General features: G+C 72.6%; 26 protein-coding genes. 15 read left to right on the forward strand and 11 right to left on the reverse strand.

Going from position 1 to position 26,113, the window contains the following annotated elements:
- Positions 1-152 precede the first annotated feature (152 nt).
- On the reverse strand, positions 153-1,703 hold the full coding sequence (locus tag AC3RKB_RS08365) for a CoA-acylating methylmalonate-semialdehyde dehydrogenase (protein WP_491435629.1): 1,551 nt from the start codon (positions 1,701-1,703) through the stop codon (positions 153-155).
- Between the two features lie 113 nt (positions 1,704-1,816).
- Between AC3RKB_RS08365 and AC3RKB_RS08370 the strand changes: the two genes are divergently transcribed.
- The 4 genes from AC3RKB_RS08370 to AC3RKB_RS08385 all read left to right on the forward strand — a co-directional run bounded on the left by AC3RKB_RS08370 (position 1,817) and on the right by AC3RKB_RS08385 (position 6,613).
- Positions 1,817-3,490, forward strand: coding sequence for a PucR family transcriptional regulator (locus tag AC3RKB_RS08370; protein ID WP_491435630.1), 1,674 nt, complete (start codon positions 1,817-1,819; stop codon positions 3,488-3,490).
- 105 nt (positions 3,491-3,595) lie between these two features.
- The gene (locus AC3RKB_RS08375; protein ID WP_491435631.1) at positions 3,596-4,057 is read left to right on the forward strand and encodes a VOC family protein; all 462 of its coding nucleotides are present in this window, start codon (positions 3,596-3,598) and stop codon (positions 4,055-4,057) included.
- A 13-nt stretch (positions 4,058-4,070) separates the two neighbouring features.
- Positions 4,071-4,829: a winged helix-turn-helix transcriptional regulator gene (locus tag AC3RKB_RS08380; protein ID WP_491435632.1), complete on the forward strand. Its 759-nt coding sequence runs from the start codon at positions 4,071-4,073 to the stop codon at positions 4,827-4,829.
- A gap of 80 nt (positions 4,830-4,909) precedes the next feature.
- A complete protein-coding gene (locus tag AC3RKB_RS08385) occupies positions 4,910-6,613 on the forward strand; it encodes an alkaline phosphatase D family protein (protein WP_491435633.1) in 1,704 nt (567 codons plus the stop codon).
- A gap of 39 nt (positions 6,614-6,652) precedes the next feature.
- Here AC3RKB_RS08385 and AC3RKB_RS08390 read toward each other — a convergent pair whose 3' ends face one another.
- Both AC3RKB_RS08390 and AC3RKB_RS08395 read right to left on the reverse strand, forming a co-directional pair.
- A complete protein-coding gene (locus AC3RKB_RS08390) occupies positions 6,653-7,069 on the reverse strand; it encodes a cupin domain-containing protein (protein WP_491435634.1) in 417 nt (138 codons plus the stop codon).
- Positions 7,066-8,514 (reverse strand): NAD(P)/FAD-dependent oxidoreductase, encoded by a 1,449-nt coding sequence (locus AC3RKB_RS08395; protein ID WP_491435635.1) that lies wholly within the window; start codon positions 8,512-8,514, stop codon positions 7,066-7,068. The genes AC3RKB_RS08390 and AC3RKB_RS08395 overlap by 4 nt, the downstream gene beginning before the upstream one ends.
- A 71-nt stretch (positions 8,515-8,585) precedes the next feature.
- Between AC3RKB_RS08395 and AC3RKB_RS08400 the strand changes: the two genes are divergently transcribed.
- Together AC3RKB_RS08400 and AC3RKB_RS08405 are read left to right on the forward strand one after the other, a co-directional pair.
- Positions 8,586-9,455 carry a glycoside hydrolase family 16 protein gene (locus AC3RKB_RS08400; protein WP_491435636.1) on the forward strand — a complete coding sequence of 290 codons (870 nt, stop codon included), beginning with the start codon at positions 8,586-8,588 and terminating at the stop codon, positions 9,453-9,455.
- Positions 9,456-9,574: 119 nt separating this feature from the next.
- On the forward strand, positions 9,575-9,754 hold the full coding sequence (locus AC3RKB_RS08405) for a hypothetical protein (protein ID WP_491435637.1): 180 nt from the start codon (positions 9,575-9,577) through the stop codon (positions 9,752-9,754).
- A gap of 33 nt (positions 9,755-9,787) precedes the next feature.
- Here AC3RKB_RS08405 and AC3RKB_RS08410 read toward each other — a convergent pair whose 3' ends face one another.
- Positions 9,788-10,867 (reverse strand): serine hydrolase domain-containing protein, encoded by a 1,080-nt coding sequence (locus tag AC3RKB_RS08410; RefSeq protein WP_491435638.1) that lies wholly within the window; start codon positions 10,865-10,867, stop codon positions 9,788-9,790.
- Positions 10,868-10,990: 123 nt separating this feature from the next.
- On the opposite strand from AC3RKB_RS08410, the gene AC3RKB_RS08415 reads away from it, so the two are divergent.
- Positions 10,991-11,533, forward strand: a complete 543-nt coding sequence (locus AC3RKB_RS08415) for a helix-turn-helix transcriptional regulator (protein WP_491435639.1) — start codon at positions 10,991-10,993, stop codon at positions 11,531-11,533.
- A gap of 133 nt (positions 11,534-11,666) precedes the next feature.
- On the opposite strand, the gene AC3RKB_RS08420 is transcribed toward AC3RKB_RS08415, so the two are convergent.
- Both AC3RKB_RS08420 and AC3RKB_RS08425 read right to left on the reverse strand, forming a co-directional pair.
- Positions 11,667-13,214, reverse strand: coding sequence for a helix-turn-helix domain-containing protein (locus tag AC3RKB_RS08420; RefSeq protein ID WP_491435640.1), 1,548 nt, complete (start codon positions 13,212-13,214; stop codon positions 11,667-11,669).
- Between the two features lie 143 nt (positions 13,215-13,357).
- Positions 13,358-13,819 (reverse strand): winged helix-turn-helix transcriptional regulator, encoded by a 462-nt coding sequence (locus tag AC3RKB_RS08425; RefSeq protein WP_491435641.1) that lies wholly within the window; start codon positions 13,817-13,819, stop codon positions 13,358-13,360.
- A 94-nt stretch (positions 13,820-13,913) separates the two neighbouring features.
- On the opposite strand from AC3RKB_RS08425, the gene AC3RKB_RS08430 reads away from it, so the two are divergent.
- On the forward strand, positions 13,914-14,771 hold the full coding sequence (locus AC3RKB_RS08430) for an NAD-dependent epimerase/dehydratase family protein (protein ID WP_491435642.1): 858 nt from the start codon (positions 13,914-13,916) through the stop codon (positions 14,769-14,771).
- A 38-nt stretch (positions 14,772-14,809) separates the two neighbouring features.
- On the opposite strand, the gene AC3RKB_RS08435 is transcribed toward AC3RKB_RS08430, so the two are convergent.
- Positions 14,810-15,403, reverse strand: coding sequence for an LLM class flavin-dependent oxidoreductase (locus AC3RKB_RS08435; protein WP_491435643.1), 594 nt, complete (start codon positions 15,401-15,403; stop codon positions 14,810-14,812).
- A 253-nt stretch (positions 15,404-15,656) separates the two neighbouring features.
- Between AC3RKB_RS08435 and AC3RKB_RS08440 the strand changes: the two genes are divergently transcribed.
- The 3 genes from AC3RKB_RS08440 to AC3RKB_RS08450 all read left to right on the forward strand — a co-directional run bounded on the left by AC3RKB_RS08440 (position 15,657) and on the right by AC3RKB_RS08450 (position 17,481).
- Positions 15,657-16,409 carry a hypothetical protein gene (locus tag AC3RKB_RS08440; protein ID WP_491435644.1) on the forward strand — a complete coding sequence of 251 codons (753 nt, stop codon included), beginning with the start codon at positions 15,657-15,659 and terminating at the stop codon, positions 16,407-16,409.
- A gap of 68 nt (positions 16,410-16,477) precedes the next feature.
- Positions 16,478-16,906: a phage holin family protein gene (locus AC3RKB_RS08445; protein ID WP_491436787.1), complete on the forward strand. Its 429-nt coding sequence runs from the start codon at positions 16,478-16,480 to the stop codon at positions 16,904-16,906.
- Positions 16,903-17,481, forward strand: coding sequence for a DUF3618 domain-containing protein (locus AC3RKB_RS08450; protein ID WP_491435645.1), 579 nt, complete (start codon positions 16,903-16,905; stop codon positions 17,479-17,481). The genes AC3RKB_RS08445 and AC3RKB_RS08450 overlap by 4 nt, the downstream gene beginning before the upstream one ends.
- 104 nt (positions 17,482-17,585) lie before the next feature.
- On the opposite strand, the gene AC3RKB_RS08455 is transcribed toward AC3RKB_RS08450, so the two are convergent.
- From AC3RKB_RS08455 to AC3RKB_RS08465, 3 genes are all read right to left on the reverse strand, one after another.
- On the reverse strand, positions 17,586-19,013 hold the full coding sequence (locus AC3RKB_RS08455) for a permease prefix domain 1-containing protein (protein ID WP_491435646.1): 1,428 nt from the start codon (positions 19,011-19,013) through the stop codon (positions 17,586-17,588).
- 1 nt (position 19,014) lies between these two features.
- A complete protein-coding gene (locus AC3RKB_RS08460; protein ID WP_491435647.1) occupies positions 19,015-19,404 on the reverse strand; it encodes a PadR family transcriptional regulator in 390 nt (129 codons plus the stop codon).
- 201 nt (positions 19,405-19,605) lie between these two features.
- Positions 19,606-20,265 (reverse strand): hypothetical protein, encoded by a 660-nt coding sequence (locus tag AC3RKB_RS08465; RefSeq protein ID WP_491435648.1) that lies wholly within the window; start codon positions 20,263-20,265, stop codon positions 19,606-19,608.
- A 232-nt stretch (positions 20,266-20,497) separates the two neighbouring features.
- Here AC3RKB_RS08465 and AC3RKB_RS08470 point away from each other — a divergent pair, with 232 nt between their 5' ends.
- The gene (locus tag AC3RKB_RS08470) at positions 20,498-21,739 is read left to right on the forward strand and encodes a sensor histidine kinase (RefSeq protein WP_491435649.1); all 1,242 of its coding nucleotides are present in this window, start codon (positions 20,498-20,500) and stop codon (positions 21,737-21,739) included.
- The gene (locus tag AC3RKB_RS08475) at positions 21,697-22,410 is read left to right on the forward strand and encodes a response regulator (protein ID WP_491435650.1); all 714 of its coding nucleotides are present in this window, start codon (positions 21,697-21,699) and stop codon (positions 22,408-22,410) included. Before AC3RKB_RS08470 ends, AC3RKB_RS08475 begins: the two co-directional genes overlap by 43 nt.
- On the opposite strand, the gene AC3RKB_RS08480 is transcribed toward AC3RKB_RS08475, so the two are convergent.
- Positions 22,362-22,706, reverse strand: a complete 345-nt coding sequence (locus AC3RKB_RS08480; RefSeq protein WP_491435651.1) for a hypothetical protein — start codon at positions 22,704-22,706, stop codon at positions 22,362-22,364. The two genes, AC3RKB_RS08475 and AC3RKB_RS08480, sit on opposite strands and share 49 nt — an antisense overlap.
- Before the next feature lie 198 nt (positions 22,707-22,904).
- Here AC3RKB_RS08480 and aceA point away from each other — a divergent pair, with 198 nt between their 5' ends.
- Together aceA and aceB are read left to right on the forward strand one after the other, a co-directional pair.
- Positions 22,905-24,230 (forward strand): isocitrate lyase, encoded by a 1,326-nt coding sequence (gene aceA, locus AC3RKB_RS08485; RefSeq protein WP_491435652.1) that lies wholly within the window; start codon positions 22,905-22,907, stop codon positions 24,228-24,230.
- 130 nt (positions 24,231-24,360) lie between these two features.
- Positions 24,361-26,028 (forward strand): malate synthase A, encoded by a 1,668-nt coding sequence (aceB, locus tag AC3RKB_RS08490; protein WP_491435653.1) that lies wholly within the window; start codon positions 24,361-24,363, stop codon positions 26,026-26,028.
- Positions 26,029-26,113 lie beyond the last annotated feature (85 nt).

The following is a 26,113-nucleotide window of genomic DNA, read 5'->3' on the forward strand; positions in this document are numbered from 1 at the left end:
CCGTTCGGTTCGGAATTCAGGAGCGGCAGCGGCCCGACGCCCGGTCGGATGCCGAAACCTGCATCCGACCGGCCAGGAGCTGCACGCGCTTCCTGAATTCCGCACAGGGCGCACCCCGTGCGCTCCTGAATTGTGGACGTGGGGGCTGAGGGTCAGTGGTTCTGGGGGAAGCCGAGGTTGATGCCGCCGTGGGTGGCGGGGTCGAGCCAGCGGCTGGTGACGGCCTTCTCGCGGGTGAAGAAGTCGAAGCCGTGCACGCCGTAGGCCTTGGCGTCGCCGAACAGCGACTTCTTCCAGCCGCCGAACGAGTGGTAGGCGACCGGCACGGGGATGGGCACGTTGATGCCGATCATGCCGACCTCGACCTCGTTCTGGAAGCGCCGTGCGGCGCCGCCGTCGTTGGTGAAGATCGCGGTGCCGTTGCCGAACTGACCCGAGTTGATGAGGTCCAGGCCCTCGTCGTACGAGCCGACGCGCACGACCGAGAGCACCGGTCCGAAGATCTCCTCGGTGTACGCGCGGCTCGTGGTGGGCACGCGGTCGAGCAGGGTGGGGCCGAAGAAGAAGCCGTCCTCGTGGCCGTCGACCGTGAAGCCGCGGCCGTCGACGACGACGGTGGCACCGTCGGCCTCGGCGATGTCGACGTAGGAGGCGACCTTGTCGCGGTGCACGTCGGTGATCAGCGGGCCCATGTCGGGCTCGACGCCGTCGATGCCGGCGCCGTTGCCGATCTTCAGCCTGGCGATGCGGTCGGAGATCTTCGCGATGAGGTCGTCGGCGACGGGCTCGACGGCCAGCACGACGCTGATGGCCATGCAGCGCTCGCCCGCGGCGCCGTAGCCGGCGTTGACGGCCGAGTCGGCGACGAGGTCGAGGTCGGCGTCGGGCAGCACGAGCATGTGGTTCTTCGCCCCGCCGAGGGCCTGCACCCGCTTGCCGTGCTTGGACGCGGTCTCGTAGATGTACTGCGCGATCGGCGTCGAGCCGACGAACGAGATCGACTGCACCACCGGCGAGGTCAGCAGGCCGTCGACGGCGAGCTTGTCACCCTGGAGGACCGTGAACACCCCGTCGGGCAGGCCGGCCTGCTTCCACAGCTCAGCCATCCACAGCGCAGCCGACGGGTCCTTCTCGGACGGCTTGAGCACCACGGCGTTGCCCGCGGCGATCGCGATGGGGAAGAACCACATCGGCACCATCGCGGGGAAGTTGAACGGGCTGATCACGCCGACCACGCCCAGCGGCTGCTTGAGCGAGTACACGTCCACGCCGGTCGACGCGTTCTCGGAGAAGGCGCCCTTGACCAGGTGGGGGAACCCGGTGGCGAGTTCCACGACCTCCTGGCCGCGGAGGATCTCGCCCATCGCGTCGGAGCGCACCTTCCCGTGCTCGGCGGTGATGATCTCGGCCAGCTCGCCCTTGCGGGCGTTGAGCAGCTCGCGGAACGCGAACAGCACACTCTGGCGCTTCGCGATCGAGAAACCGCTCCACACCTCGAACCCGCGCTGGGCGGAGGCGATCGCCTCGTCGATCTCGGCCTGGTCGGCCAGGGCGACCTCCGCCTGCACGGCGCCGGTCGCCGGGTTGTAGACGGGAGCGGTCCGCCCGGACGTCGAGGCGCGCAGCGCGCCGTCGATCCAGTGGCCGATCTGCGCCACGTCGGCGGTCGCGGCGGGCGGGGTGGCGGTGTCAGTGAGGCTCATTGCAGTCCTTCGGTGGGGTGTGCGGTGCGGCCCGATACTGGATCCGGACAGATCGACCGGCATCGTCTAGGCTTGCGTTTCCCCAGTCTTACAGAGAGAGCGAGGCGGCTCCCGTGCCAGATCGTCGCGAAGCGTCCGATATCCGGACGGATCGTCCGGCCAACGGTGCGGGGAGCGCCGCAGCCGACGACAGCCTGCCGACCGTCGGTGAGATCCTCGCCCTCGAGGCGGTGGCCGCGGGCGTCCCCGAGGTGCTCGTGGGCGGTTCGGCGCTCGACGCGCGCGTGCGGTGGCTGCACGTCTCCGACAGCGCGGGAGTCGCCCGGTTGCTGAACGGCGGCGAGCTGCTGCTCTCGACCGGGTCGGGTTGGCCGGAGGAACCGGCTGACCTCCGTACGCTCCTCGCGGGGTTCGTCGAGGCCGGGATCGCCGGGCTCGTGATCGAGCTCGGCGCGCACTACCGCTACGTGCCGGCGGTCGTCGTCGACGCCGCGGCCGAGCACGGCCTCGCGCTCGCGGCACTGCACCGCGAGGTGAAGTTCGTCGCGCTCACCGAGGCGGTGCACCGCCGGATCATCTCCGAGCAGACGGCCGCGCTGCACGCCCGCGACGAGGTGCGCGAGCGCTTCACCGCGCTCGCGCTGCGCGGCGCGCCCGCCGACCACATCGTGCAGCAGCTCGCGCAGACGCTCGCCGCGCCCGTCGTGCTCGAGAGCCTCGCGCACGAGGTGGTCGCGGCCGACCTGCCGCCCGACGCCGAGGAACAGCTCCTCGCCGGATGGCAGCTGCGCTCGCGCGACGCGCACCGTCGCGCGGGGTCGAGCGTCGGCGCCGGCCAGGACGCGTGGCTCATCGTGCCCGTCGAGGCCCGCGGCATCCGCTGGGGTCACCTCATCGCACTGCCCGGGCCGCCGCACGCCGCAGGTCGCACGAGCGTGCTCGAGCAGGGGGCCATCGCGCTCGCACTGGGGCGCCTCGCCGACGGCGACGACGACACGTGGGCCCGCATCGGCCGGCAGCGGCTCGTCGAGCACCTGCTCACGGGGCGGTTCGGGTCGGCAGGCGGTGCGGCCGCGCGTCTCGAGGCGGCGGGGCTGCCGCTGGCCGGCGCCGACCTCTACGGCCTCGTCGCGACCGGGGCGACCCGCGACGGCGCGGCCGACGAGTCGGCGCGTGCCCTCGGCGGCCGGGCGCTCGAGGCGCGTCCGCAGGCAGGCGACGCACCGGCGTCCGCCCGGGTCGTGCTGCTGTCGCTGCCGGTCGGCACGCGGTTCGACGACGCGGCCGCGCGCGGATTCGCGAATGCGATCGCCGCGACCACGCCGGCGACGACGGATGCCGCGCGCCTCGCGCTCGCGATCGGCGCGACCGCGCACGACCTCGACGGCCTGCTCGTCTCGGTGCAGGAGGCGCTCGACCTCGCGCGCACGCCGCTGCCGCGTCAGGCCCGGGGGCTCGTCGTGCGCCGCTCGCAGGACCGACCGCTGGTGCGGCTCGTGACGTCGCTGCGCGACGACCACCGCCTGCAGGAACTGGGGGAGCGCATGCTCGCGCCGCTCATCGAGCACGACCTCGCCCGCGGCGGCGACCTGCTCGACGTGCTCGGCGCGATGCTCGCCCACCCCGGCAACCGCACGGCCGCGGCGCAGGCGAGCCACCTCTCGCGATCGGTGTTCTACCAGCGGCTCGCGCTCATCGGCGACCTGCTCGACGCCGACCTCGACGACGGCGAGACGCTCACGGCGCTGCACCTGGCGCTGCTCGTGCGGCGCGGCGGGGGCCGCTGACGGGTCGTCGGCGCCCCTCGTTCACTTGCTATTGACAAGTGCACTTGCAAAGAGCAAGCTAGGCGCATCAGGCACCATCCGAGACTTCCACCACCGGAGGACACCATGACCGCGACCAGCATCTTCGTGAACTTCCCCACGACCGACCTCGACCGCTCCAAGGCGTTCTACGAGGCGCTCGGCTACCGCATCAACCCGAACTTCACCGACGAGAACGCCGCGTGCGTCGTGCTCGACGACAACCTGTACTTCATGGTGCTCACGCGCGAGTTCCTCGGCACCTTCACCGACAAGCAGATCATCGACACGAAGACCCACGCCCAGATGGCCGTGTCGCTCACCTGCGAGTCGCGCGAGGCCGTCGACGAGATGCTCGTCAAGGCGCTCGCGGCGGGCGGCACCGAGCCGCGACCGGCCCAGGACTACGGCTTCATGTACTCGCGCGACCTCGAGGACCCGGACGGCAACATCCTGGGCTACCTGTACATGGAGCCCGCCGCCGCCGAGATGGGTCCCGAGGCCTACATGGCGCAGCAGGGCGCCGGCGCGCCGGGCGCGACGGCCTGACCAGGCCGCCGCCATGGCGACGCGCGCCGCGCGCGGCTTCGGCCAGTACGACGGCGTGGCCCGGGCGATCGAGCGGGTCGGGGAGCGATGGGCGCTGCTCATCGTCCGCGACCTGCTCGTCGGCCCGCGCCGGTACGGCGACCTGAAGGCGGGGCTGCCGCGCATCCCGACGAACATCCTGGCCGACCGGCTCAAGGAGCTGCAGGAGGCGGGCGTCGTCCGCCGCGTGCCGACCGTGCGCGGGGGCTACGAGCTCACCGCGCTCGGCCGCGGACTGGCACCCGCCGTGCTCGCACTCGAGCGCTGGGGCTGGTCGTCGCTCGGCGACCCGGGCGACGGCGAGCTCGTCACGCGCGAGGGCGTCACGATCGCGCTGCGCGCGGCGTTCCGAGCGGATGCCGCGCTCGGCATGCCGCCGACCGAGTACGTGCTGCACGTGGCCGAGGCCTCCGTCGCGGCGACCGTCGTCGGCGGCGCGCTCGAGGTCGTGCCCATCGGGGCCGGAGCCGTGCCGCAGCCGCGGCGCACGACGCCCGAGCCGGCGTTCGAGGCGACGCTCGAGCTCGCGCTCGAACCCGCGGAGTTCCGCGACCTGCTCGCGGGACGAGCCGACGCCCGCTCGGTCTCGATCCTCGCGGGCGAGTCCGACGCGCTCGACCGCTTCATGCAGGCGTTCCGCATCGACCCGGTCGATCCGACGCCGACGGCGGCGGAGGCCGCGGCGGACACGTCGCACGCCGCGACCGACGGCCCCGCGGCATCCGTCGCCTGAGTGCCCCGCGCGGCGGTGCCGGGCCGACCTGTCCGGCGCAACCCGTGGCACCGCGCGGGCCGACGCGATAGAACGGCTTCATGGGTGGATCGGCGCTCGTGCTGGGACCGATGCTGCGGTACGTCGACGAGGCCTCCGCGAGCATCTGGGTCGAGACCCGCGCCGCCGGTCGCGTGGTCGTCCGCGCCGGCGGACGCGAATGGGGCGCGCGCACCTTCGGCGTGCACGGCCACCACTACGCCCTCGTCGAGCTCGACGGCCTCCCGCCCGCGACCGAGCTCCGCTACGAGGTGGCGATCGACGGCGAGCGCGTCTGGCCCGAACCCGGCACGCCGTACCCGGTGTCGCGGGTCGCGACCCGCACGCCCGGCCGGCCGCTGTGCCTCGCGTACGGGTCGTGCCGCACGAGCGTGCCGCACGACGCGCACGGCAACCGCACGCACGGCGTCGACGCCATGCGCGCGTTCGCGCTCGCGGTGGCGGCGGGCGGCCAGGAGCGTCCCGACCTGCTGCTCTTCCTCGGCGACCAGGTGTACGCCGACCTGACGTCGAAGGAGATGCAGGAGTTCATCCGGAGCCGCCGCGACATCCGCGAGGAACCCGGCAAGGAACTCAAGGACTACGAGGAGTACGCGCACCTCTACCAGCTCGCCTGGTCGGACCCCGCGAACCGCTGGCTGCTCTCGACCGTGCCGACCGCGATGATCTTCGACGACCACGACGTGCGCGACGACTGGAACGCCTCGCTCGACTGGAAGCGGGAGATGGAGGCGACGTCGTGGTGGCACGGCCGCATCGTCGCCGGGCTCGGCTCGTACTGGGTGTACCAGCACCTCGGCAACCTGTCGCCGCGCGAGCGCGCCGACGACGAGCTGTGGCAGCGGGTCGTGGCGCACGCGCACGCGCACGGCGACGGCGACGGCGGCGACGACGGCGACGAGCTCGACCTCAGCGACGCGCTCGACGCGTTCGCCGACCGGGCCGACCGCGACCCGGCGAGCGTGCGCTGGAGCTACGCCCGCGACCTCGACGATGTGCGGCTCATCGTCGTCGACTCGCGCGCCGCGCGCGATCTCGACCCCGACGCCCGGGGACTGCTCGACCGCGACGAGCTCGCCTGGCTCGACGCGCAGCTGCAGGGCGGGCCCCGCAACGTGCTCGTCGCGACGTCGCTGCCGTTCCTGCTGCCCATGGGCCTGCACCACGTCGAGGCCTGGGATGAGGCGATCTCGCAGGGCGGTTGGGGTCGCTTCGCGGCCCGGGTGGGGGAGCGGCTGCGTCAGGCGGTCGACCTCGAGCATTGGGCGGCCTGGGAGAACACGTTCCAGGCGGTCGCGCGGATGGTGGCCGAGCTCGCCGACGGCGCCCGTGGGCCGGCACCGCAGAACGTGCTGTTCCTGTCGGGGGACGTGCACTATTCCTACCTCGCCGAGGTCGAGCGCGAGCACGGCGGCCGCATCCTGCAGGCCGTGTGCTCGCCCGTGCGCAACCCCCTTCCGCGCTTCCTGCGCTGGTTCGCGGTCGTCATGTCGTACGGCGTGGCGACGCCGGTCGGTGCGGCCGCAGCCCGCTCGGTCACCGTGCCCGACGCGCCGTTCCAGTGGCACACGGTGAAGGGCCCGTGGTTCGACAACAACCTCGCGCTCCTGCAGGACGGGCCCGACGGCCTGCGGCTGACGTGGCACACCGGAGTCGTCGACCACGGCGACGAGCGCCATCCGCGGCTGGAGGAGGTCGCCGCGATCACGGTGCCCGCCGACCGCGACGCCGACCTCTCGGCGTGAGCCCAGGGCGGGCGGGGCGACGGATGGCGCGGCGCGCGACTACGGCGCCACGTACAGCTTGCGCAGCGTCTCGTGCACCGTCCACACCGTCTGCATGCCGGCGTCGAGCCGCACGAGCGAGCCGGGCCCGAGCTCGATCGCGGGGAGGGCGGGGTCGACGAACTCGACCGTCGCGCGCCCCGTCATCACGACGAACACCTCGTCGACCTCGGTGTCGCGCATCGCGCCCGGTGTCATCTCCCACACGCCCAGTTCCGCCGAACGCATCGCATCGCCCGGCTCGTCGAGCGGAGCGTGGCCGGTGGTCGGCGTGCCGGCCACGACCTGCTCCCGCGGCACGGGCTCGTGTGCGAGCGGGAGGGCCGCGACATCCGTCACCGCCCCCGCGACGAGCCGGGCGAGCGTTCCGCCGTCGGCGCCGGTCGCGCTGCCGATGGCGCCCTCGGTCGCGCTCACGAGTCGAACCCGAGGCCGAGCGCGTCGAGCGTGCGCAGCAGCAGGTTCCGTCGACCCTGGTGGTGGTCGGCGCGGTCGAGCGACCAGCGGGTGAGGTTGATGCCGAGGGATGCCGCGGGCTCGGGCGGGAACGGGAGCGGGCGCGTCTGCACCATCTCGAGGATCGTCCGTTCGGTGTCGAGACCGGCGAGCCGGTCGAGCATGGTCTCGGCCATGAATCGCGTGGAGGCGACGCCGAGCCCGGTGAAGCCCGAGGCGTAGGCGACTCGTCCGTCGCGGGCGAGCCCGGTGAACGCCGTGAACTGCGTCGACGTGTCGATCGCGCCGGCCCACTTGTGGCTGAACTGCAGCCCCTCGAGCTGCGGGTAGGTGGTGAAGAAGTGGCTCGCGAGCTTCGCGAAGCTCTGCGGCCGGTGCTCGTAGCGCTCGCGGATGCGGCCGCCCGCGTGGTAGATCGCGTCGTACCCGCCGTAGAGGATGCGGCCGTCGCGCGTGAGGCGCGAGTAGTGGAACTGGTTGGCCAGGTCGCCGACGCCCTGCCGGTTCGCCCAGCCGATCGAGGCGCGCTGCTCGTCGGTGAGCGGCTCGGTGACGAGCACGTAGTCGTAGACGGGCACCGTCATGAACCGGTTGCGCTTGAGCAGTGATGGAAACACGTTGGTCGCGAGCACCGCGCGCGTCGCGTCGACGCGGCCGTGCTCGGTGACGAGCTGCACTGCGCCGGTCGATCCCGGGGTGTCGAGGCGCGTCACCGGCGAGCGCTCGAAGACCTCGACGCCCGCCTCCTCGGCGACGCGGGCGAGCTCGGCGGTGAGCCTCGCCGGGTGCAGGATGGCGCTGCTGCGCGTGTTCCAGACGGCGCCGAGGTACGCGGGGGAGTGGACCTCAGCACGCAGCCGGTGCTCGTCGAGCAGCTTCACCGAGTCGTCGCCGCGGCTCGCGGCCTCCGCCGCGGCCTCGTGCAGCCATTCGACCTGGTGCGGTTCGACGGCGATGTCGAGCGAGCCGTTGCGCTCGAACTCGAAGTCGATCCCGAGTTCGGCCTCGCTCGCCTCGATCGCGTCGAGGTTCGCGAGGCCGAGCCGGTCGAGTTCGTCCATCTCGTCGGGCCAGCGCGCCAGGCCGTTCTCGCGACCGTGCGTCAGGCTCGCCTCGCAGAACCCGCCGTTGCGACCCGATGCCGCCCAGCCGACCTGCTTCGCCTCGACGAGGACGACCCGCAGGTCGGGGTCGCGCAGCTTCGCGAGCACCGCTGTCCAGAGCCCGGTGTAGCCGCCGCCGACGATCGCGAGGTCGGCGACGTGCGCACCCTCGAGGCGCGGCCGCGGTCGCCTGGCCTCCTCGGGCAGGTCGTCGATCCAGAACACGGACTGCCGTGTCGTGGCGAGGCTGTGCTCGATGACGGATGCCGCGGGGCGGCGGCGCTCGTAGACGGTCGTTCCCACGGGGGATCACTCCAAGTCGGTCGGTGCTCCCATCATGCCCCATATTGCACACGTGGACAACAAGACGCGGGATGTCGCGTTCCGGAGGTCGTGCCCCGGAGGTCGCGATCGTGATGTCGGCGGGTCGCGGGAGCATCGTCGTCATGCCGCCCGCCCCGCCCGTGCCGCCGCCCGCGCCCGACCTGCTCGAGTTCGACGCCGACTTCTCCGGCCCCGACCTCGACCCCGCCCAGTGGCTTCCCCACTACCTCCCGCAGTGGTCGAGCCGCGAGCGCACGCGCGCGCGGTACGACGTCGGCGACGGCGTGCTGCGCCTTCGGGTCGACGCCGACCAACCGGCCTGGTCGGTCGAGTACGACGGCGCCACGCAGGTGTCGAACCTGCAGACCGCCGTGCGGTCGGGGCCAGTGGGCTCCGGTGCCGGCCAGCATCCGTTCCGCGACGGGCTCGTCGTGCGCGAGGCGCAGCCCGATCGTCGGCTGTACACCCCCCACTTCGGCCGCGTCGAGGTGGTCGCCGCGATCGACGGCCTCGACGAGCACGCGATGGCGGCGCTCTGGCTGATCGGCATCGAGGAGGAACCGGCGCAGTCGGCCGAGATCTGCGTCTTCGAGGTCTTCGGCCGCGACATCGCCGACGACGGCAGCGCGCTCGTGGGCATGGGCGTGCACCCGTTCCGCGACCCGGCGATCGCCGACGACTTCGAGCAGGTCCGCCTGCACGGCGATGTGCGCGAGCCGCACCGCTACGCGATCGACTGGCGTCCCGACGAGGTGGTGTTCTCCATCGACGGGCTCGTGCGCAAGCGCGTCGCGCAGTCGCCCCAGTACCCGATGCAGCTCATGCTCGACGTGTTCGCATTCCCGCCGCACCCGCCAGAGGCGGCGTCGTACCCCGAGTCGTTCGCGGTGCACGCGGTGCGCGGCTACCGTGCGGGCTGACGGGGCGCTTCGCTCCCGTCGCTCGTCCGGCGCGCCGACGCCGGGACGCACTCGGGGTGACGCCGACGCCGGCGCGTATGAGGGGTGACGCCGGCGCCCGATCGTGGCAGGGTGCGGGTATGGAGCTGCGGATCTCGATCGACCTGGACGCCCTTCCCGACGACACCGCAGCCGCCGAGGTCGGCCGCATCCTGCGCTACTGGGCGGGGGCGATCCCGCAGCTCGACCTCGACGGGCCGGCCGAGCACGAGCTCATGGACCGCGACGGCGCGCCCGTCGGCACGCTCGTCATCCACTGACGCGCGGCGCCGGCGCCGGCGCGGCGCCATCCGTCATCGACCGCTCACGCGCGCAAGCAGCCGCTCGATCTCGATGAGCGTGCGGAAGCTGCGCACCATCTCGCGCGTCGAACCGAAGTCCAGCACGATCTCGGCATCGTGGACCGGGTCGTGGAAGAGGTGCGTGCCGAGCACGCCGATGTGCCCGATGGGGCGCGGCATCCCCCGGAGGAACGGCGAGAGGCCGTCGAAGCGCACCTGCATCATGCCCGCGCCGTAGTGGATGCCGGGGCGGAAGCGGCTCCGCGGTTGGGCGAGATGGGCGACGGTCCCGGGCGACAGGAGGCGACCGCGATGCAGGGCGGCACCGAACGCGATGAGGTCGTCGGGGGTGCTCACGATCCCGCCGCCGGCCCAATCGCAGCTCAGGCTGCGCGCACGGCTGAGCTCGTGGCGGCCGATCCAGAGCGGTGCGAGATCCGTCGCGCCCTCGACGTTCGCCGGGTTCGAGTGGAACAGCAGCGAGCTGTCGCGCATGCCGAGCGGCTCGAAGATCCGGGAGTGCAGCAGTTCGTGGAACTCCCGGTGCGACGTCTCCTCCAAGATCCGGCCGAGGAGGATGTAGCCCGTGTCGGAGTAGGCGAAGCGCTCGCCGGGCCGGCCGACCGGCCGCTGGCGGTCGCGACTGAACGCGAGCAGCGTCGCCGGCGTCCAGAGGGTGTCGGGCTCGTCGACGATCAGGTCGCGGAAACGCGGTCCACCGGTCACGGGCCCCTCGAAGTAGTCGGCCACGCCCGCAGTGTGCGTGAGGAGGTGCTCGAGGGTCGCCCCGGCCGCGACATCCGTGCCGCCGGTCGTGTCGAAGAGGCCCTCGAGCTCGTCGCGGGGCAGCAGTCCGCTCACGGGCGCGTCGAACCCGAGCGTGCCCGCCTCGACGAGCTGGGCCACGAGTGTCGCGGTGAACAGCTTGCCGACGCTCGCGACGTGGAACCGCCGCCCTCCGCCCGATCGGTACGCGATGCCGAGGTCGGGCGCCTCGACCGCGACCTGCGGAGCGCCCAGCTGCCCGCGACGCCCGGTCACGCGGGCGAGGTGGCGATCCAGGCGCGTGGCGAACTCGGTGGCCGCGGTCATCTGCGAGAATCCCCTCATCCCTGATCGTGATATCGCGAAGCGAGATATCACGATTCGTAACATAGTGCGGAGATCCCGGCGCGGCAAGAGGGCGCCCGGGGATCACGGAAGGGCGGGTGCGAGGTGGGGCACGTCATCCTCGGACTGCTCATGCTGCTCGGGCCGCAGACCCTGTACTCGCTGAACAAGCAGTTCGAGCAGGGGCCGTCGCTCTTCTATCGCGCGAGCTTCGGGAGCCTGCAGAGCGCGTTGCGGGGGCTGCTCGCCGCCGATCACGTGACGGTCCGCGAGGCGACCGAGGGTGGGCGGAACAAGAAGATCTACGCGATCACGGATGGCGGGATGCAGGCGTTCCACGCCTGGATCCGGTCGCCGCTCACCGGCGGAGACCTCGAGGTCGCGGCCCTCTCGCGGCTGTTCCTGCTCGGCCTGGTCGAGGACGCGGGGGAGCGCCGCGACATCCTCGACCACATCATCGCGGAGGTCGAGCGCGAACTCGCCCAGCTCGAGGTCTTCGCCGACCGGCTCGACGCGCAGGCGACCGCCGTGCCCGAGGGGTACCGGGCGGTGTTCCGATACCAGCGCGCAACGCTCGACTACGGCGTGATGGCGCACCGCGCCGGCCTCGCGTGGTTCCGCGAGCTCGCGGCATCCGAGGGGACCTGAGCGCCTGCGCGCCACTTCGCGCGGCCCGCGCCGAGCGCCTGCGCGCCACTTCCGCGGGCTCTGCGCCGACTCGCGCGGTGCAGAGCACGCCCAACTGGCGCAGCGGTCGCCAGGGGTGCGGCTCGCGTGGCGGTCAGGGGCGCGGCGCGTGCGCCTCGAGGAACTGGTACACCTCGGTCTGGTCGACGCCCGGGAACGTGCCGGTCGGCAGCGCCGCGAGCAGCGATGTGGGGGTGCGCGCGGCCGGCCACGAGGCATCCGCCCACTTCTCGGACAGCGTCGACGGCGGGCGCCGGCAGCACGACTCGTCGGGGCAGCGCGACACCGCACGGTGCGGTGTCTCCCGACCGCGGAACCACTTCACGTGCTCGAACGGCACGCCGACCGACACCGAGTACTCGCCCTCCTTGGCCTTCTCGATGCGGGAGGTGCACCAGAACGTGCCCGAGGTCGTGTCGGTGTACTGGTACCAGGGGCTGAAGCGGTCCTCGACGTCGAACACCGTGCGGGCCGTCCAGTTGCGGCACACGATCGTGCCCTCGACGGCGCCGAGCGCGTCGGACGGGAAGCGCACCGAGTCGTTCTCGTACGCCTTGATGATCGTGCCCGACTCGTGCACCTTCATGAAGTGCACGGGGATGTCGAGCCTCGCCGTCGCGAGGTTCGTGAACCGGTGCGCGGCGGTCTCGTACGAGACGGCGAAGTGGTCGCGCAGCTCCTCCATCGAGATGCGGCGCAGGTTCTTCGCCTCGGTGAGGTAGCGCACCGCGGCCTGCTCGGGCAGCAGGATGGCGGCCGTGAGGTAGTTCGTCTCGATGCGCTGGCGCAGGAAGTCGCCGTAGTTCGCGGGCTCCTCGTGGCCGAGCAGGTGCGACGCGAGCGCCTGCAGGATCGGCGAGCGCGAGTCCCGCGACGGGGACTGCTGCGTCGGCAGGTAGATGCGGCCGTTGTGCTTGTCGGTGACCGAGCGCGTCGAGTTGGGCAGGTCGCCGACGTAGTGCAGCGAGTAGCCGAGGTGGCTCGCCATGTCGGCGACGAGCTGGTGCGAGACCGGACCGCCGGAGTGGCCGACGGCTTCGAGCAGCTCGGCCGCCTTCGCCTCGAGCTCGGGGTAGAAGTTGTCGCGGGCGCGCATCTCGGCGCGCAGCAGCGCGTTCGCGCGTCGCGCCTCCTCGGGCGTCGCGGCGCGCTCGCGGTGCAGCCGGTCGATCTCGTTGTGCAGGGCGAGGATCGTCTGCAGGGTCTGGTCGGTCATGCCCTTCGCGACCCGGAACGACGGCAGCCCGAGTGCGGCGAACACCGGTCCGCGCTGCGCGCGCTCGACCGCGATCTCGAGCGCGGCGCGCTCCGACGGCGGGTCGGGGCGCAGCAGCTCGTCGGCCGTCGTGCCCAGGGCGAGCGCGATCGTGCGGAGCATCGAGAGGCGCGGCTCTCGCTTGCCGTTCTCGATCGCCGACACCTGGCTCGGCGCGCGGTCGATCGCGGCGGCGAGTTCGCCGAGGGTCAGGCCGGCGGCGACGCGGCGCTCGCGGATGCGGCGGCCGAGCGTGAGCGCGTCGACCTCGTCGGGCGCGGGCTCGGGTGGGGCGCCGACGACGCCGACCGGTCCGAGCGCTCGTGCGGGCGCCGCGGCGTACGCGGCGGCGAGGGCCGTGGGACGGGTGCGATCGGCGGTGACCATGCCTCATGCTCACATGAGCGAGCGGATGTCGCAAACGGAAGGATTGCGGAAGTTCCGCCCAGGCACCCGCATTCGCACGATTCAGTGGCGCGATCGTCGCGACGCGACGTGAAGAAACGCGGAAGTGCTGCGATGCGGCAGGCTCAGCAAACTCCGGCGAGCATCGCCTCATCCGCCGCGGCGCGGTGCCGCTCGCGGGACTCCAGCACCTCGGGCACGTGCACCTCCGCCCAGCTCCGCATGGCCTGGATCGGCGCGAGCAGCGAGCGGCCGAGGGGACTGAGCGAGTACTCGACCCGGGGCGGCGAGTCGGCGTAGGCGCGCCGTTCGACAAGTCCGTCGGCCTCGAGGGCGCGCAGCGTCTCGGTGAGCACCTTCGGGGTCACGACCCCGACCTTCGCCCGCAGCTGCGTGAAGCGCATCGTGCCACCGGCCAGTGCGAGGATGACGAACATCGACCAGCGCTCGCCGATGCGTCCGAACACGATACGGCTCGGGCAGTCCGGATCGAGCACGTCGAGGTTGCCGACGTCGCACGGTCCGTCGAGCGGCGCGGCGCCGGGGGAGCGGTGACGCTCGATCTGCGCTGGGCTCGTGCTGGGCATGGTGCTCTCCTTCGCATCGCGGAACCGGGTCGTCCGGTTCCCTCGAGGGAAGTTCCGTTGAAGGTACCGGTATCCAATCCATACCGTGCCTTCCATGAGAACGCTACTGACCGGGGGAACCGGATTCATCGGATCGGCCGTGCTCGACGTGCTCGTCGAGGCCGGCCACGACGTGCGGGCCGTGGTGCGCAGCGACCGGGCGGCGGCCGAGGTCGCCGCCCGCGGCGCGACGGCCCTGCGACTCGACCTCGCCGACGCCGACGCCGTCGCGATCGCCCTCGACGGCGTCGATGCCGCCGTCCACACCGCCGCGCCGGAGGAGGCGCCGGCCGATCTGAACGCGGCCGTGGTCGACGCCGCAGCGCGCGCCTTCGCCGACGGCCGCCGGATCGTCTTCACGAGCGGGGTGTGGGTCTACGGCCCGGGCCACGGGATCGCCGAGGACAGCCCGCTCGACCCGCCCGAGCTCGTCGCCTGGCGCGTGCCCTTCGAGGAACGGCTGCTCGCGTCATCCGCCGATGCCCGGGTGCTCGTGCCCGGGGTCGTCTACGGGGGCGGCCGCGGCCTCGTGCCGATGATCGCGGACGGTCCGCGCACGGCCGACGGCGCGATCCGCCTCGTCGGCGACGGCAGCCAGCACTGGACGCTCGTGCACGTCGACGACCTCGCGCGACTGTACCTCGCGGTGCTCGAGCACGACGGGCCGCTCCGCCGCGTGATCGGATCGGACGGCTCGCCCACGAGGGTCCGCGCGATCGTCGAGGCGGCCGCCGGCGGGGCCGGCGTGGTGCCGAGCACGGCGGATGCCACGCGCGCCCGCCTCGGCGCCGAGATCGCCGACGCGCTGCTCCTCGACCAGTCCGCGCCGGGCGCCCTCGCGCGCTCGCTCGGCTGGACGCCCGCGCAGACGAGCGTCCTCGACGAGCTCGCCCGGGAGCGCCGCGCCGCCTGACCCGCCCGACCGCAGACCCGTCCCGACTGCGGTCCGCGTCACCCTCCGGTGAGCGCGGGCCGCAGGTCGTTCGCGAAGAACTCGAAGAACCCGTCAGGGTCGGGTCCGAGGTTCATGATCGCGATCCGGTCGTAGCCCGCCTCCTCGTAGGCGCGCACGGAATCCACGTGGGCGGCGACGTCCGGCCCGCACGGGACCTGTTCGCGCAGGTCCTCGAGCCGCACGAACACCGACGCCTCCTCGAAGTTCGCGGGGTTCGGCAGCTCGCTCATGACCTTCCAGCCGAGGAGCGACCAGCGGGAGGTCTGGTGCGCCGCCCGCGCCGCGGCATCCGGATCGGGAGCCCACGCCATCGCCGCCTCGCCGTAGCGCAGCCCGTCGCCGCCACGCGCCCAGTATGCCTCGACGAGGGAGCGATCGGGATCGGTCCCGAACGATGCGCTCGACGCGGCGATCGCCCCGAGCACCGACCACGCGAACGGGGAGTGGCCCTGCGAGTCGAGCCACGGGTGGAAGTGGTCGCTGATCTCGACGAAGTCGAATCCCGCCTCCTCGGCGAGCCGAGCCTGGCGGACCAGCTCGTTCGGGCCGAATGCCTCGGCGGCGAGCTTGCAGCCGTACTGCACGGGCATGCGGACTCCCTCCTGCCGTGGTGCGCTCCGAGCGCGACGTTACGTGGGCCACCTCGCCGGGTGGAACGGGTTGCGCTCGACGTGAGGGCTGTGCATCGGCCCGGGACGCCTCTCGGTCGCGCGCGGTTATACGCTCCGATCCGAGCCCCCGCAAGACCCTTCAGACCCGAGAACCGCCGACCTAGCGTTGCCTGCACAATCCACCGTCGAGGCCGGTGCACGCCGCCCGGCCTCACAGACGAAAGGGGCGAACATGGTGAACACCGCAGGGACCGGGACCCCGGATCTCAAGCAGGAAGCGGGTGCGGCCGGCCACCGGGTCGCCGACACCGCGAAGCAGGAGGCGCGCTCGGTCGCCTCCGAAGCGAAGTTCCAGGCCCGCCGGCTCGCGGACCGCGTCGGCAGCGAGGTCAGCTCGCAGGCGTCGACGCAGCAGCACCGCGCCGCGGGCGGCATCCGCGACGTCGGGTCGCAGTTCTCGGAGATGGCCGCCTCCTCGACGCAGTCGGGTCTCGCACGCGACCTCGTCGAGACCGTCGGGTCGCGCGCCGACTCGGTGGCGAGCTGGCTCGACCAGCGTGAGCCGCAGGATCTCCTGGAGGAGGTCAAGCGCTTCGCCCGTCGCCGTCCGGGGGTCTTCCTCGCCATCGCCGCGGGTGCGGGCGTCGTGATCGGCCGGCTCACCCGCTCGCTCGCGACGCCGAGCGACGGCGACTCCGCCTCCGGCAGCACCCGGCAGCTCACGGGCACCGGGACGACCTACCCGACCGGACTCCCGAATGGGGCCGGTTCCTACACGGGCACGGGTGGGACGTACGGCACGGGAAGCGCGTACGAGACGGGCGTCGGAGCGGGCGTCGCGGGCACGACCGGCGGGGCGCACGTCGCCGAGCCCGAGACCACTTGGGGCGCTGAGCCGACCGGCGTGACCGGGACCGAGCCGCCCTACACCGAGCCGTTCCCCGGCGAGGGGACCCGTCGGGACGACGGCACCGGGGCGCTCTGATGAGTGGCGCGCACGTGGGAGGCGTCGACCCGCGCACGACGGGCGCGCATGTCGCCGGCACGACCTCCATGGCGCCGCCGGCCGATGTGCCGACGCCGTCGGAGCAGAAGGCCGCGACCACCTCGCTCGGCGACCTGGTCGCCGAGGTCAGCCGCGACATGTCGACGCTCATGCGTCAGGAGGTCGAGCTCGCCAAGGCCGAGGCCACCCAGTCCGCGAAGCGTGCGGGCAAGGGGGCCGGCCTGTACGGGGGCGCAGGGTTCGCCGGATGGTTCGCCGTCCTGTTCCTGTCGGTCGCCCTCTGGTGGGGCCTGGGCGACCTCGTGGACAGCCTCGGCTGGTCGGCCGTGATCGTCGCGGTCCTCTGGGGCATCGCGGCGGCCGTGCTGTTCTCGATCGGCAAGAAGGAGTTCGACCGAGTCCAGGGCCTGCCCCGCACGGTCGACAGCCTGAAGAAGATCCCCGACACACTCAAGAGGAATGAGGAGAACCGATGAGCACCGATCCGAATGCCATCCGTTCCGACATCGAACGGACGCGAGTGGAGCTCGGCCAGGACGTCGACGCCCTCGCCGACAAGGTGAACCCCGGCAAGGCGGTGCACCGCCAGACGGAGAAGGTCAAGGGCGCCTTCCGGCGTGCGAAGGACCGCGTGATGGGCATCGCCCACGACATGGCGGACTCCACGGGGGATGCGATGCACTCCGCGGGCGACGCCGTCGGGCAGGCGCCCCAGCGCGTCGCCTCCGCCACCCGGGGCAACCCGGTCGCCGCCGGCCTGATCGTCTTCGGCGCGGCCTGGCTCGTGTCGTCGCTGATCCCCGCGTCGCGTCCGGAGCGCCAGGTCGCCGAGAAGGCCAAGGACGCGGCGGCGCCGCTCGTCGACGAGGTCAAGAGCGTGGCCCAGGAGGCCGCCGAGCACCTCAAGCCCGAGGCTCGGGGCGCCGTCGACTCCGTCAGGGAGCGCGCCGGCGAGGCCGTCGACACCGTCAAGGCCGAGGGCCAGACCGCGGCCGCCGACGTGAAGGACGCCGCGCAGCACCGCGAGACCGGCCAGCAGGTCACCTACTGACAGAGCTGACCGAGCACGAGCCCGGCGTCCGCCCCTCCGAGGGCGGGCGCCGGGCTCGCGTCATGCGTCGGACTCGCGCTGCTCGTGGCCGCGCCCGCCGACGGTCACTCGAACCCGAACAGCGGCGGGAACGCGATGACCACCACGGCCGCCCAGGCGACGTACACCGGCAGGTACGCGGTCTGCCAGCGCTCCAGCCGCAGGAACGGGGTCCGGCCGCGCAGGAACCCGAGGTGCAGCCACGCCGCCCATGCGAGGTTCGCGAGCAGGATCAGGTTGAGCCCGAGCGACGCGGTCTTGTTCGCGCTGAACCCGAACTCGCCCGTGCGGCCCACCATCGCGACGAGCACCACGAGGTCGAGCACGAGCGCGCCCGCCAGCATGACGAACTGGATCCGCTCGAACCAGCCCGCGGGGACGAGCGGGTCGCGCGCCGAGTACGAGTAGACGAGCAGGGCCAGCACCACGACGAGCACGAGGTCGAATGCGATGAGGAGGTCGCGGTTCGCATCGACCAGGTCCCACTGCAGCGCGGCGGCCACCACGAGCGCGAGCACCATGAGGGTGAACAGCGGCGTGAACACCTTCGTCAGCACGGGCGCGATGTTCTCGATGACACGCTGCTTCGCCTCGACGAGCCACGCCGCGACGAGCACCGCGCCTGCGGCGCCGCACGGGATGACCCACTCGCCGACGAACGTGAGGATGTCGACGCCGATCGAACCGAACACCGCGACGGCCAGCATCGAGAGCCCGCCTCCGACGAGCGCGATGAGCAAGTAGTACACGGCCCATTCGCCGCTGAAGCGGACGAAGTCCATGCGCGCCGTGGTGCCTCGCCAGTCGCCCGAGGCGTACGCGACGCCCGTGACGAGCCAGAGCGCGACGAGCGCGTGCACCGACGCGAGCAGCTCGGTCATCGACGGCTCCATCGCGAACGCCTCGGCGCCGCCACCCGGGCCGAACGGGTAGGCGTTCAGGGCCACTGCGGCGATCGCGAAGGCGACCGCGATGCCGACGAGTGCGCCGAGGGGCGTGCGGTGGCGCCAGGCGAACCAGGCTGCGAGGAATGGCAGCACCAGGATCGCGGCGTTGCGGAGGAAGAACGTCGGGTCGACCCCGACCAGGTCGGCGACCTTGACGGCGAGCCCGGCGCCGACGCCGAGCCCGAGTGCGACGGCGAGTCCGTTCGCGCGTCGGGCGAACGACGGCGACGCCGCCGAGCCGTCCGTGCCGACGGAGGCCGCGTCGCGATCGCTCGGCCCGTCGTCGAGCACCAGCTGCTTCCAGAGCCGTTCGGAATGCACGCGCGCGTACTCGCGCGAGAGGTCGTCGACCGCACCGAGACGCTTCACGGCCACGAGGAAGGCCTCGTCGTCGTGCAGGCCGGCAGCGCGCAGCTCCTCGACGCGGTCGAGCAGGTGTCCCTCGAGCTCGTCGACGTCCTGGGGGCTCAGCGTCTCGCGTCGCTCCAGCCACTCGCGCCACGAGGCGACGAGCTCGTCGAGGTCGTGTCGTTCGTCGAGGGCCATCTCAGGCACCCCCAAGTGCGAGCCGGGTCGATCCGCCGCGGCCGGGTCGGGTGCCGTCGCCCGAGCCGTCGGGCCAGACCTTCGCGAGTACGTCGCCGACCACGTCCCACTGGCGCCGCTGCTCCGTGAGCATCGCGGCGCCCTGGGCGCTCAGTCGGTAGTGCCTGCGCGGTCGCCCGCTGGGCGAGGCGCCCCATTGCGACTCGACGTGTCCGAGGCGCTCGAGGCGGTGCAGCAGGGGGTAGAGCATGCCGTCGCTCCACTCGAGCTCGCCGCCCGAGAGCTCCGTGATCCGCTGCAGGATCGCGTAGCCGTACGACTCGCCCTCGGCGAGGATGCCGAGTACGACCGGTGTGGCGGCCGCGGTCACGAGGTCCTTACCGACGCGCATGCGTGCCTCCGTCTCGGCGGGCGTGCGGGGCTCTCTGCGCAGTACCTCGCAGTGCCAGATACCTTGAACCACAAGGTATCACCAGCGTGGACGCGATGCGAGGCTCGGCGCGACGGGCGACGCGACGCCGGCCCGCGGTATCCGCCCGGAAGATCGGTGACGGATGCCGCGGGCCGATGCCGCAGATGAGACCGGCGAGCCTCAGCGGTGCGCGAGCCGACGCGCGCGACCCTCGATGCGCCCGGCGAGCAGCACGCCGCCGAGCACGAGGAGGAAGGCGCCGGCCGGCACGCCGCCGCCGACCTGCGAGAGGAAGAGCAGCGGCAGCTGCAGGAACGGGATCGGCAGCGCGAGCCACAGGCTCACGCGCTTGGCCCGCACGAGCGACACGCACAGCGCGATCGCGCCGACCAGCCACATCGCGTTCGCGAGCATCGCCACCATCGGGAAGAACTCGAGGTCGATGCCGTTGACGGCGCTCGTGAGGGTGCCCACCGTGAGCAGCACGGTGCCGCTCGCGGCCACGACCGCACCCCAGGTCGACCGGGCGTACCGCGCGAGACCGAGGAAGAGCACCGCGAACGCCCACAGGCTGACGGTGAACATCGCCAGGATGACCCGCGTGCGCGGGTCGATCGCGGGGTCCTCGTCCTGCGGGAAGAGGAACTGCAGCACGCCGATGACGATCGACAGCCCTCCGGCGGTGAGTGCGGCGATGCCGGCGAGCTTCGCGCCGATGCGACCGATGAGGCGGCCGTCGCGCGGGTACCGGGCGACGGGGTGGCCGGCCGCCGAGGCGGCGGCGAACTCGGCGGCACGGCCGCGGGCGGCGAGGACGGGGTCGGTGGTGACGGGAGCCATGGGAGGCCTTTCTGATCGAGGTTTCGGTGCGGTGTCCGGCGGCGCGGATCGGCCGACATGGCGAACGTACGGACGGGCCGGGGGTGCCGGCATCGGTCGCGGGTCGACGGATGGCGCGACGCAGGGCTCGTCGGCGCGAGCCTCCGGTCGCCCCGCGCATCGACCTCCGGCTGGGCGGATGTCGACCTTCGTCGCTGTCGGTCGCCGCGGGCGCGGCCGTAGCATCGGATCCGTGCCGACCGATGCCGCCCTGATCTCCGACCCGCGCGACGACCGCGCGGCATCGGGTGCGCGCACCGGTGGGGGCAGCGCCCGCGTTCCCGGCCGCTGGCGGGCCTGGCGCCGGTGGACGACGCCCCTCGACCTCGCGATCGCCGGCGGCATCGCCCTCTGGGCGACCCTCGAGGCCGTGCTGGTCCCGTCGAGCAACGTGCTCGCCCAGCTCGGGTTCGCGCTCGCGGTGTCGGTGCCGCTCGTGGTGCGCCGCCGGTTCCCCGCGCTCGTCATGCTGCTCGTGGCCGCCGCGCTCGTCGTGCACGCCGCGCTCGCCGGGGCCGACGCCACGTTCAATCCCTTCCCGAGCCTGCTCGTCGCGACGTTCACCGTCGCCGAGCGCATCGCCGCCTGGTGGGCCGCCGCCCTGCTCGGCCTGGTGCCCGTCGCGGCGATGCTCGCCGCGCACGCGCTCGGCTACTTCGGCTCGCCTGGCATCGAGACCGCCGGCACGGTGTTCCTCGTCTTCTTCGTGGGCGCGACCTGGGCGGCGGGCCGCATCGTGCGGCACCGTGCGCTCACCCTCGAGCGGACGCGCGAGAGCTCCGACCGCCTGGCCGCCGACGCCGTGGCATCCGAGCGGGCCCGCATCTCGCGCGAGCTGCACGACCTCGTCGCGCACGCGCTCTCGATCGTCGCGCTGCAGGCCGGCGCCGCCGAGCAGTTCCTCGACAAGGACGTCGAGCGCGCCCGCCGTCACCTGCAGCTCACGCGCCGCACGGCGCAGGAGGCGCTCGACGAGATGCGCCACCTGCTCGACGTGCTCCGCGAGGAGGGGGTCGCGTACGCGCCGCAGCCGGGTCTGTCGAGCCTGCCCGACCTCGTCGCCGAGACGGAGGCCGCCGGGCACGCCTGCCGCCTCGAGGTCGACGACCGTGTCGACGGCATCCCCGACGGCGTGGCCCTGGCGGTCTACCGCATCGTGCAGGAGTCGCTCACGAACATCCGCAAGCACGCGCCGGGCGCCGACGTCTCGGTCTACGTCGCCCGGCGCGACCGGTCGGTGCGCGTCGAGGTCGTGAACGGTCCGCCGCGCGGCAGCGAAGGCGACGGTGTCGTCGGGCTCGTTCGCGGGAGCGGGCGCGGCCTGCCCGGCATGGGGGAGCGCGTGCGCGTCTACGGCGGCGCGCTCGAGACCGGCCCGGTCGAGGACGGCGGATGGCGCGTGGCCGCCGAACTGCCGCTGGGGGATGCCTCGTGAGCGCGCCGCGGGTGCTCGTCGCCGACGACCACGCCCTCGTCCGGTCGGGCATCGTCGGACTCCTCGAGGCGGCCGACCTCGAGGTCGTCGGCGAGGCCGGCGACGGGAACGAGGCCGTGGAGGCGGCGGCCCGGCTGCGGCCCGACGTGGTGCTCATGGACATCCGCATGCCCGGGCTCGACGGCATCGAGGCGACCGCGCGCGTCGCCGGGGCGCCAGACGCCCCGCGCGTACTGGTGCTCACGACGTTCGACCTCGACGAGTACGTCTACCGCGCCCTGCAGGCGGGCGCGTCCGGGTTCCTCCTCAAGGACGCTCCGCCCGAGCGGCTCGTCGACGCGGTCCGCACGGTCGCGCGGGGCGAGTCGCTGCTCGCGCCCGCGCTCACCCGCCGGCTCATCGAGCGCTACCTCGCCGCACCGCCGCCCGGTGCCCCCGCGGCCGATCCCGCTGCCGACCTCACGCCGCGTGAGCGCGAGGTGTGGCTGCTCATCGCCCGGGGCCTGTCGAACCAGGAGATCGGGCAGCGGCTCTTCCTCAGCGAGGCGACCGTGAAGGCGCACATCACGCGCCTGCTCGCCAAGCTCGGCCTGCGCGACCGCGTGCAGGCGGTCGTGGCCGCCTACGAGTCGGGGCTCGTGCGGGCCGGCGACGCGTCGTCCTCCGCCTGAGCGTCCGGCGCGGGCTCCGCAGGCTCGCGTGCGTCCTCGGCGGCGAGCAGCATTCGCAGGCCGATGCCGTGGAGCGCGAGGCCCCCGCCGACCGCCGCGAGGATCACCACCGGCCACCACGGGGTGCCCGCCGTCGAGAGGGCGATGGCGGTCACGACGAGCGCGAATCCGAGCACCGGGCCGCCGACGAAGAGCGCGAGTCCCGCGCTCCCGAGTCGGTGGGCCCGGGCGCGCCGCGCACGGGCACGGGCACGCTCACGTCGCGTGCCGGCACCGACCTCGTCGCCGTGGGTCACGCCCTCATTCTCCTCGGGCGTGCCGGTTTCGCACCCAGCCGACCCGGGGAGTTCCGCAGCGCGGAAGAACCGGGAAAGTTCACCCCCGGAATCGTCGGTCGGGGTGGGTGCGCGCCCCGCAGCATGGATGCCACGGACCACGGCGAACCCCGACGACGGGGACGCACGAGACATCCATCGCACCGAAGGAGCACGACGATGAGCACCGAGAACCGCCCCGGCGACCAGACCCAGACCGCGGCCGAGCTGCAGCTCGAGTGGGACGCGAACCCCCGCTGGGAGGGCGTCAAGCGCGACTACACCGCCGAGGACGTCATCGCTCTGCGCGGTCCGGTCCGCGAGGAGCGCACGCTCGCCCGTCGCGGCGCCGAGAAGCTGTGGGAGGACATCCAGAAGAACACCGGCACCGCGTTCGAGCGCATGGAGGACCCGGAGTGGTCGGCCGCGCTCGGCGCCCTCACCGGCAACCAGGCCGTGCAGCAGGTGCGCGCGGGCCTCAAGGCCATCTACCTGAGCGGCTGGCAGGTCGCCGCCGACGCGAACCTCTCGGGCCAGACCTACCCCGACCAGTCGCTCTACCCCGCGAACTCGGTGCCGGCCGTCGTGCGCCGCATCAACAACGCGCTGCTGCGCGCCGGCCAGGTCGAGCAGGGCGCCGACGACCGCGACTGGATGGCGCCGATCGTCGCCGACGCCGAGGCCGGCTTCGGCGGCCCGCTCAACGCCTACGAGCTCATGCACCAGATGATCGAGGCCGGCGCGGCCGGCGTGCACTGGGAGGACCAGCTCGCGAGCGAGAAGAAGTGCGGCCACATGGGCGGCAAGGTGCTCGTCCCGACGGGCCAGCACATCCGCACCATCAACGCGGCTCGCATGGCGGCCGATGTCGCCGGCGTCCCTTCGATCATCATCGCCCGCACCGACGCGCTGGCCGCGACCCTCCTCACGAGCGACCACGACGAGCGCGACCGGCCGTTCGTGACGGGTGAGCGCACCGCCGAGGGCTTCTACAACGTGCAGAACGGCATCGAGCCGGTCATCGCACGTGGCCTCGCGTACGCCGAATACGCCGACCTGCTCTGGGTCGAGTCGGCCGAGCCCGACCTCGACCTGGCCCGCCGGTTCGCCGAGGCCGTGCACGCGAAGTTCCCGGGCAAGCGCCTGAGCTACAACTGCTCGCCCTCGTTCAACTGGAAGCGCCACCTCGACGACGACCAGATCGCGAAGTTCCAGCGCGAGCTCGCGTCGATGGGCTACGCGTTCCAGTTCATCACCCTCGCCGGCTTCCACTCCCTGAACCACGGCATGTTCACGCTCGCCAAGGACTACAGCGAGCGCCACATGTCGGCCTACGTCGAGCTCCAGGAGGCGGAATTCGCCTCGGAGGCCGCCGGGTACACCGCCACGCGCCACCAGCGCGAGGTCGGCACCGGCTACTTCGACCAGATCGCCACGGCGCTGAACCCGAACAGCGCGACCCTCGCCCTCGTCGGATCGACCGAGGAAGAGCAGTTCCAGCACTGATGCCGCTCTGCGGGTTGAGGAGCCGCGAAGCTGCGTCTCGAAACCCTCGAAACCCTCGCCTCGGCGAACCGGGTTTCGAGACGGCCCTGGCGGGCCTCCTCAACCCTCACGAGACCAAGGAGACGAGACCATGACCATCACGATCGACCGACCGACCACGCACGAGCCGAAGCCGGCCCGCACCGCGCCCGCCTTCGCGCCGGCGCAGCCGACCCTCGAGGTCACCGCGCCCCTCGGGGAGCGCTACGCCGAGATCCTCACGCCCGAGGCGCTCCAGTTCCTCGCCGCGCTGCACGACCGGTTCGCGCACACGCGGCACGAGCTGCTCGCCATCCGCCTGCAGAACCGGGTCGACGCCGCCAACGGCCGCGACCCGAAGTTCCTGCCCGAGACCGAGTGGATCCGGAACGACGCCACGTGGCGCGTCGCGGGCCCCGGCCCGGGCCTGGAGGACCGCCGCGTCGAGATCACCGGCCCGACCGACCGGAAGATGGCGATCAACGCGCTGAACTCCGGCGCGAAGGTGTGGCTCGCCGACCACGAGGACGCCACGAGCCCGACCTGGTCGAACGTCGTCGAGGGGCAGCTGAGCCTGTTCGACTTCCTGCGCGGGAACCTCGAGTACACGAGTCCCGAGGGCAAGGAGTACCGCGTCACCGCGACGGAGACGCCGACGATCGTGTTCCGCCCGCGCGGTTGGCACCTCGTCGAGAAGCACCTGAGGTTCCACGACCGTGCGGGGCGGGCGATGCACGCGTCCGGGTCGCTCGTGGACTTCGGGCTCTACTTCTTCCACAACGCGAAGGCCCTCATCGCGGCCGGTCGCGGCCCGTACTTCTACCTGCCGAAGCTCGAGTCGCACCGCGAGGCGAAGCTCTGGAACGAGATCTTCACGTTCGCCGAGGAGTACGTCGGCATCCCGCACGGCACCGTGCGTGCGACGGTGCTCATCGAGACGATCCAGGCCGCGTTCCAGATGGACGAGATCCTCTACGAGCTGCGCGACCACTGCGCGGGCCTGAACGCCGGTCGATGGGACTACATCTTCTCGATCGTGAAGACGTTCCGCTCGCGGGGCCGTCGTTGGGTCATGCCCGACCGCAAGTCGATCACCATGACGGTGCCGTTCATGCGGGCGTACACCGAGCTGCTCGTGCAGACCTGCCACAAGCGGGGCGCGCACGCGATCGGCGGCATGAGCGCGTTCATCCCGAACCGCCGCGACCCCGAGGTCACCGAGCGTGCGCTCGCCGCGGTGGCGGCCGACAAGCGCCGCGAGGCCGGCGACGGCTTCGACGGCACGTGGGTCGCGCACCCCGACCTGATCCCGACGGCGCGCGCCGAGTTCGACGCGGTGCTCGGCGAGCGGCCGAACCAGGTCGACCGGCTCCGCGACGACGTGCAGGTGACCGGTGCCGACCTGCTCGACATCCCGTCGGTGGGCGGCGAGGTCACCGAGGCCGGCGTCTACGACAACATCTCGATCACCATCCGGTACATCGAGTCGTGGCTGCGCGGCACCGGAGCGGCGGCGATCGACAACCTCATGGAGGACGCCGCGACCGCGGAGATCTCGCGCTCGCAGGTGTGGCAGTGGCTGCACGACAACACCGTCACCGCCGAGGGCACGCGCATCGACCAGACGTCGATCGTGCGGATCATGGCGGCCGCCGTGGCCGACCTGCCCCGCTTCGAGGGCGACCGGTTCGACGACGCGATCTCGGTGTTCCGGTCGGTCGCGCTCGAGCCCGAGTTCCCCACGTTCCTGACGGTGGGGGCGTACGCCCGGTTCCTGTAGGCATCGCCGGGAAGCGATGAGACGAGCGGATGTCGCGGGCTCCACCCCCGCGACATCCGCTTCGTCGTGCCCGGGCTTGACGTGG

The organism is Agromyces capsici, assembly GCF_058349965.1.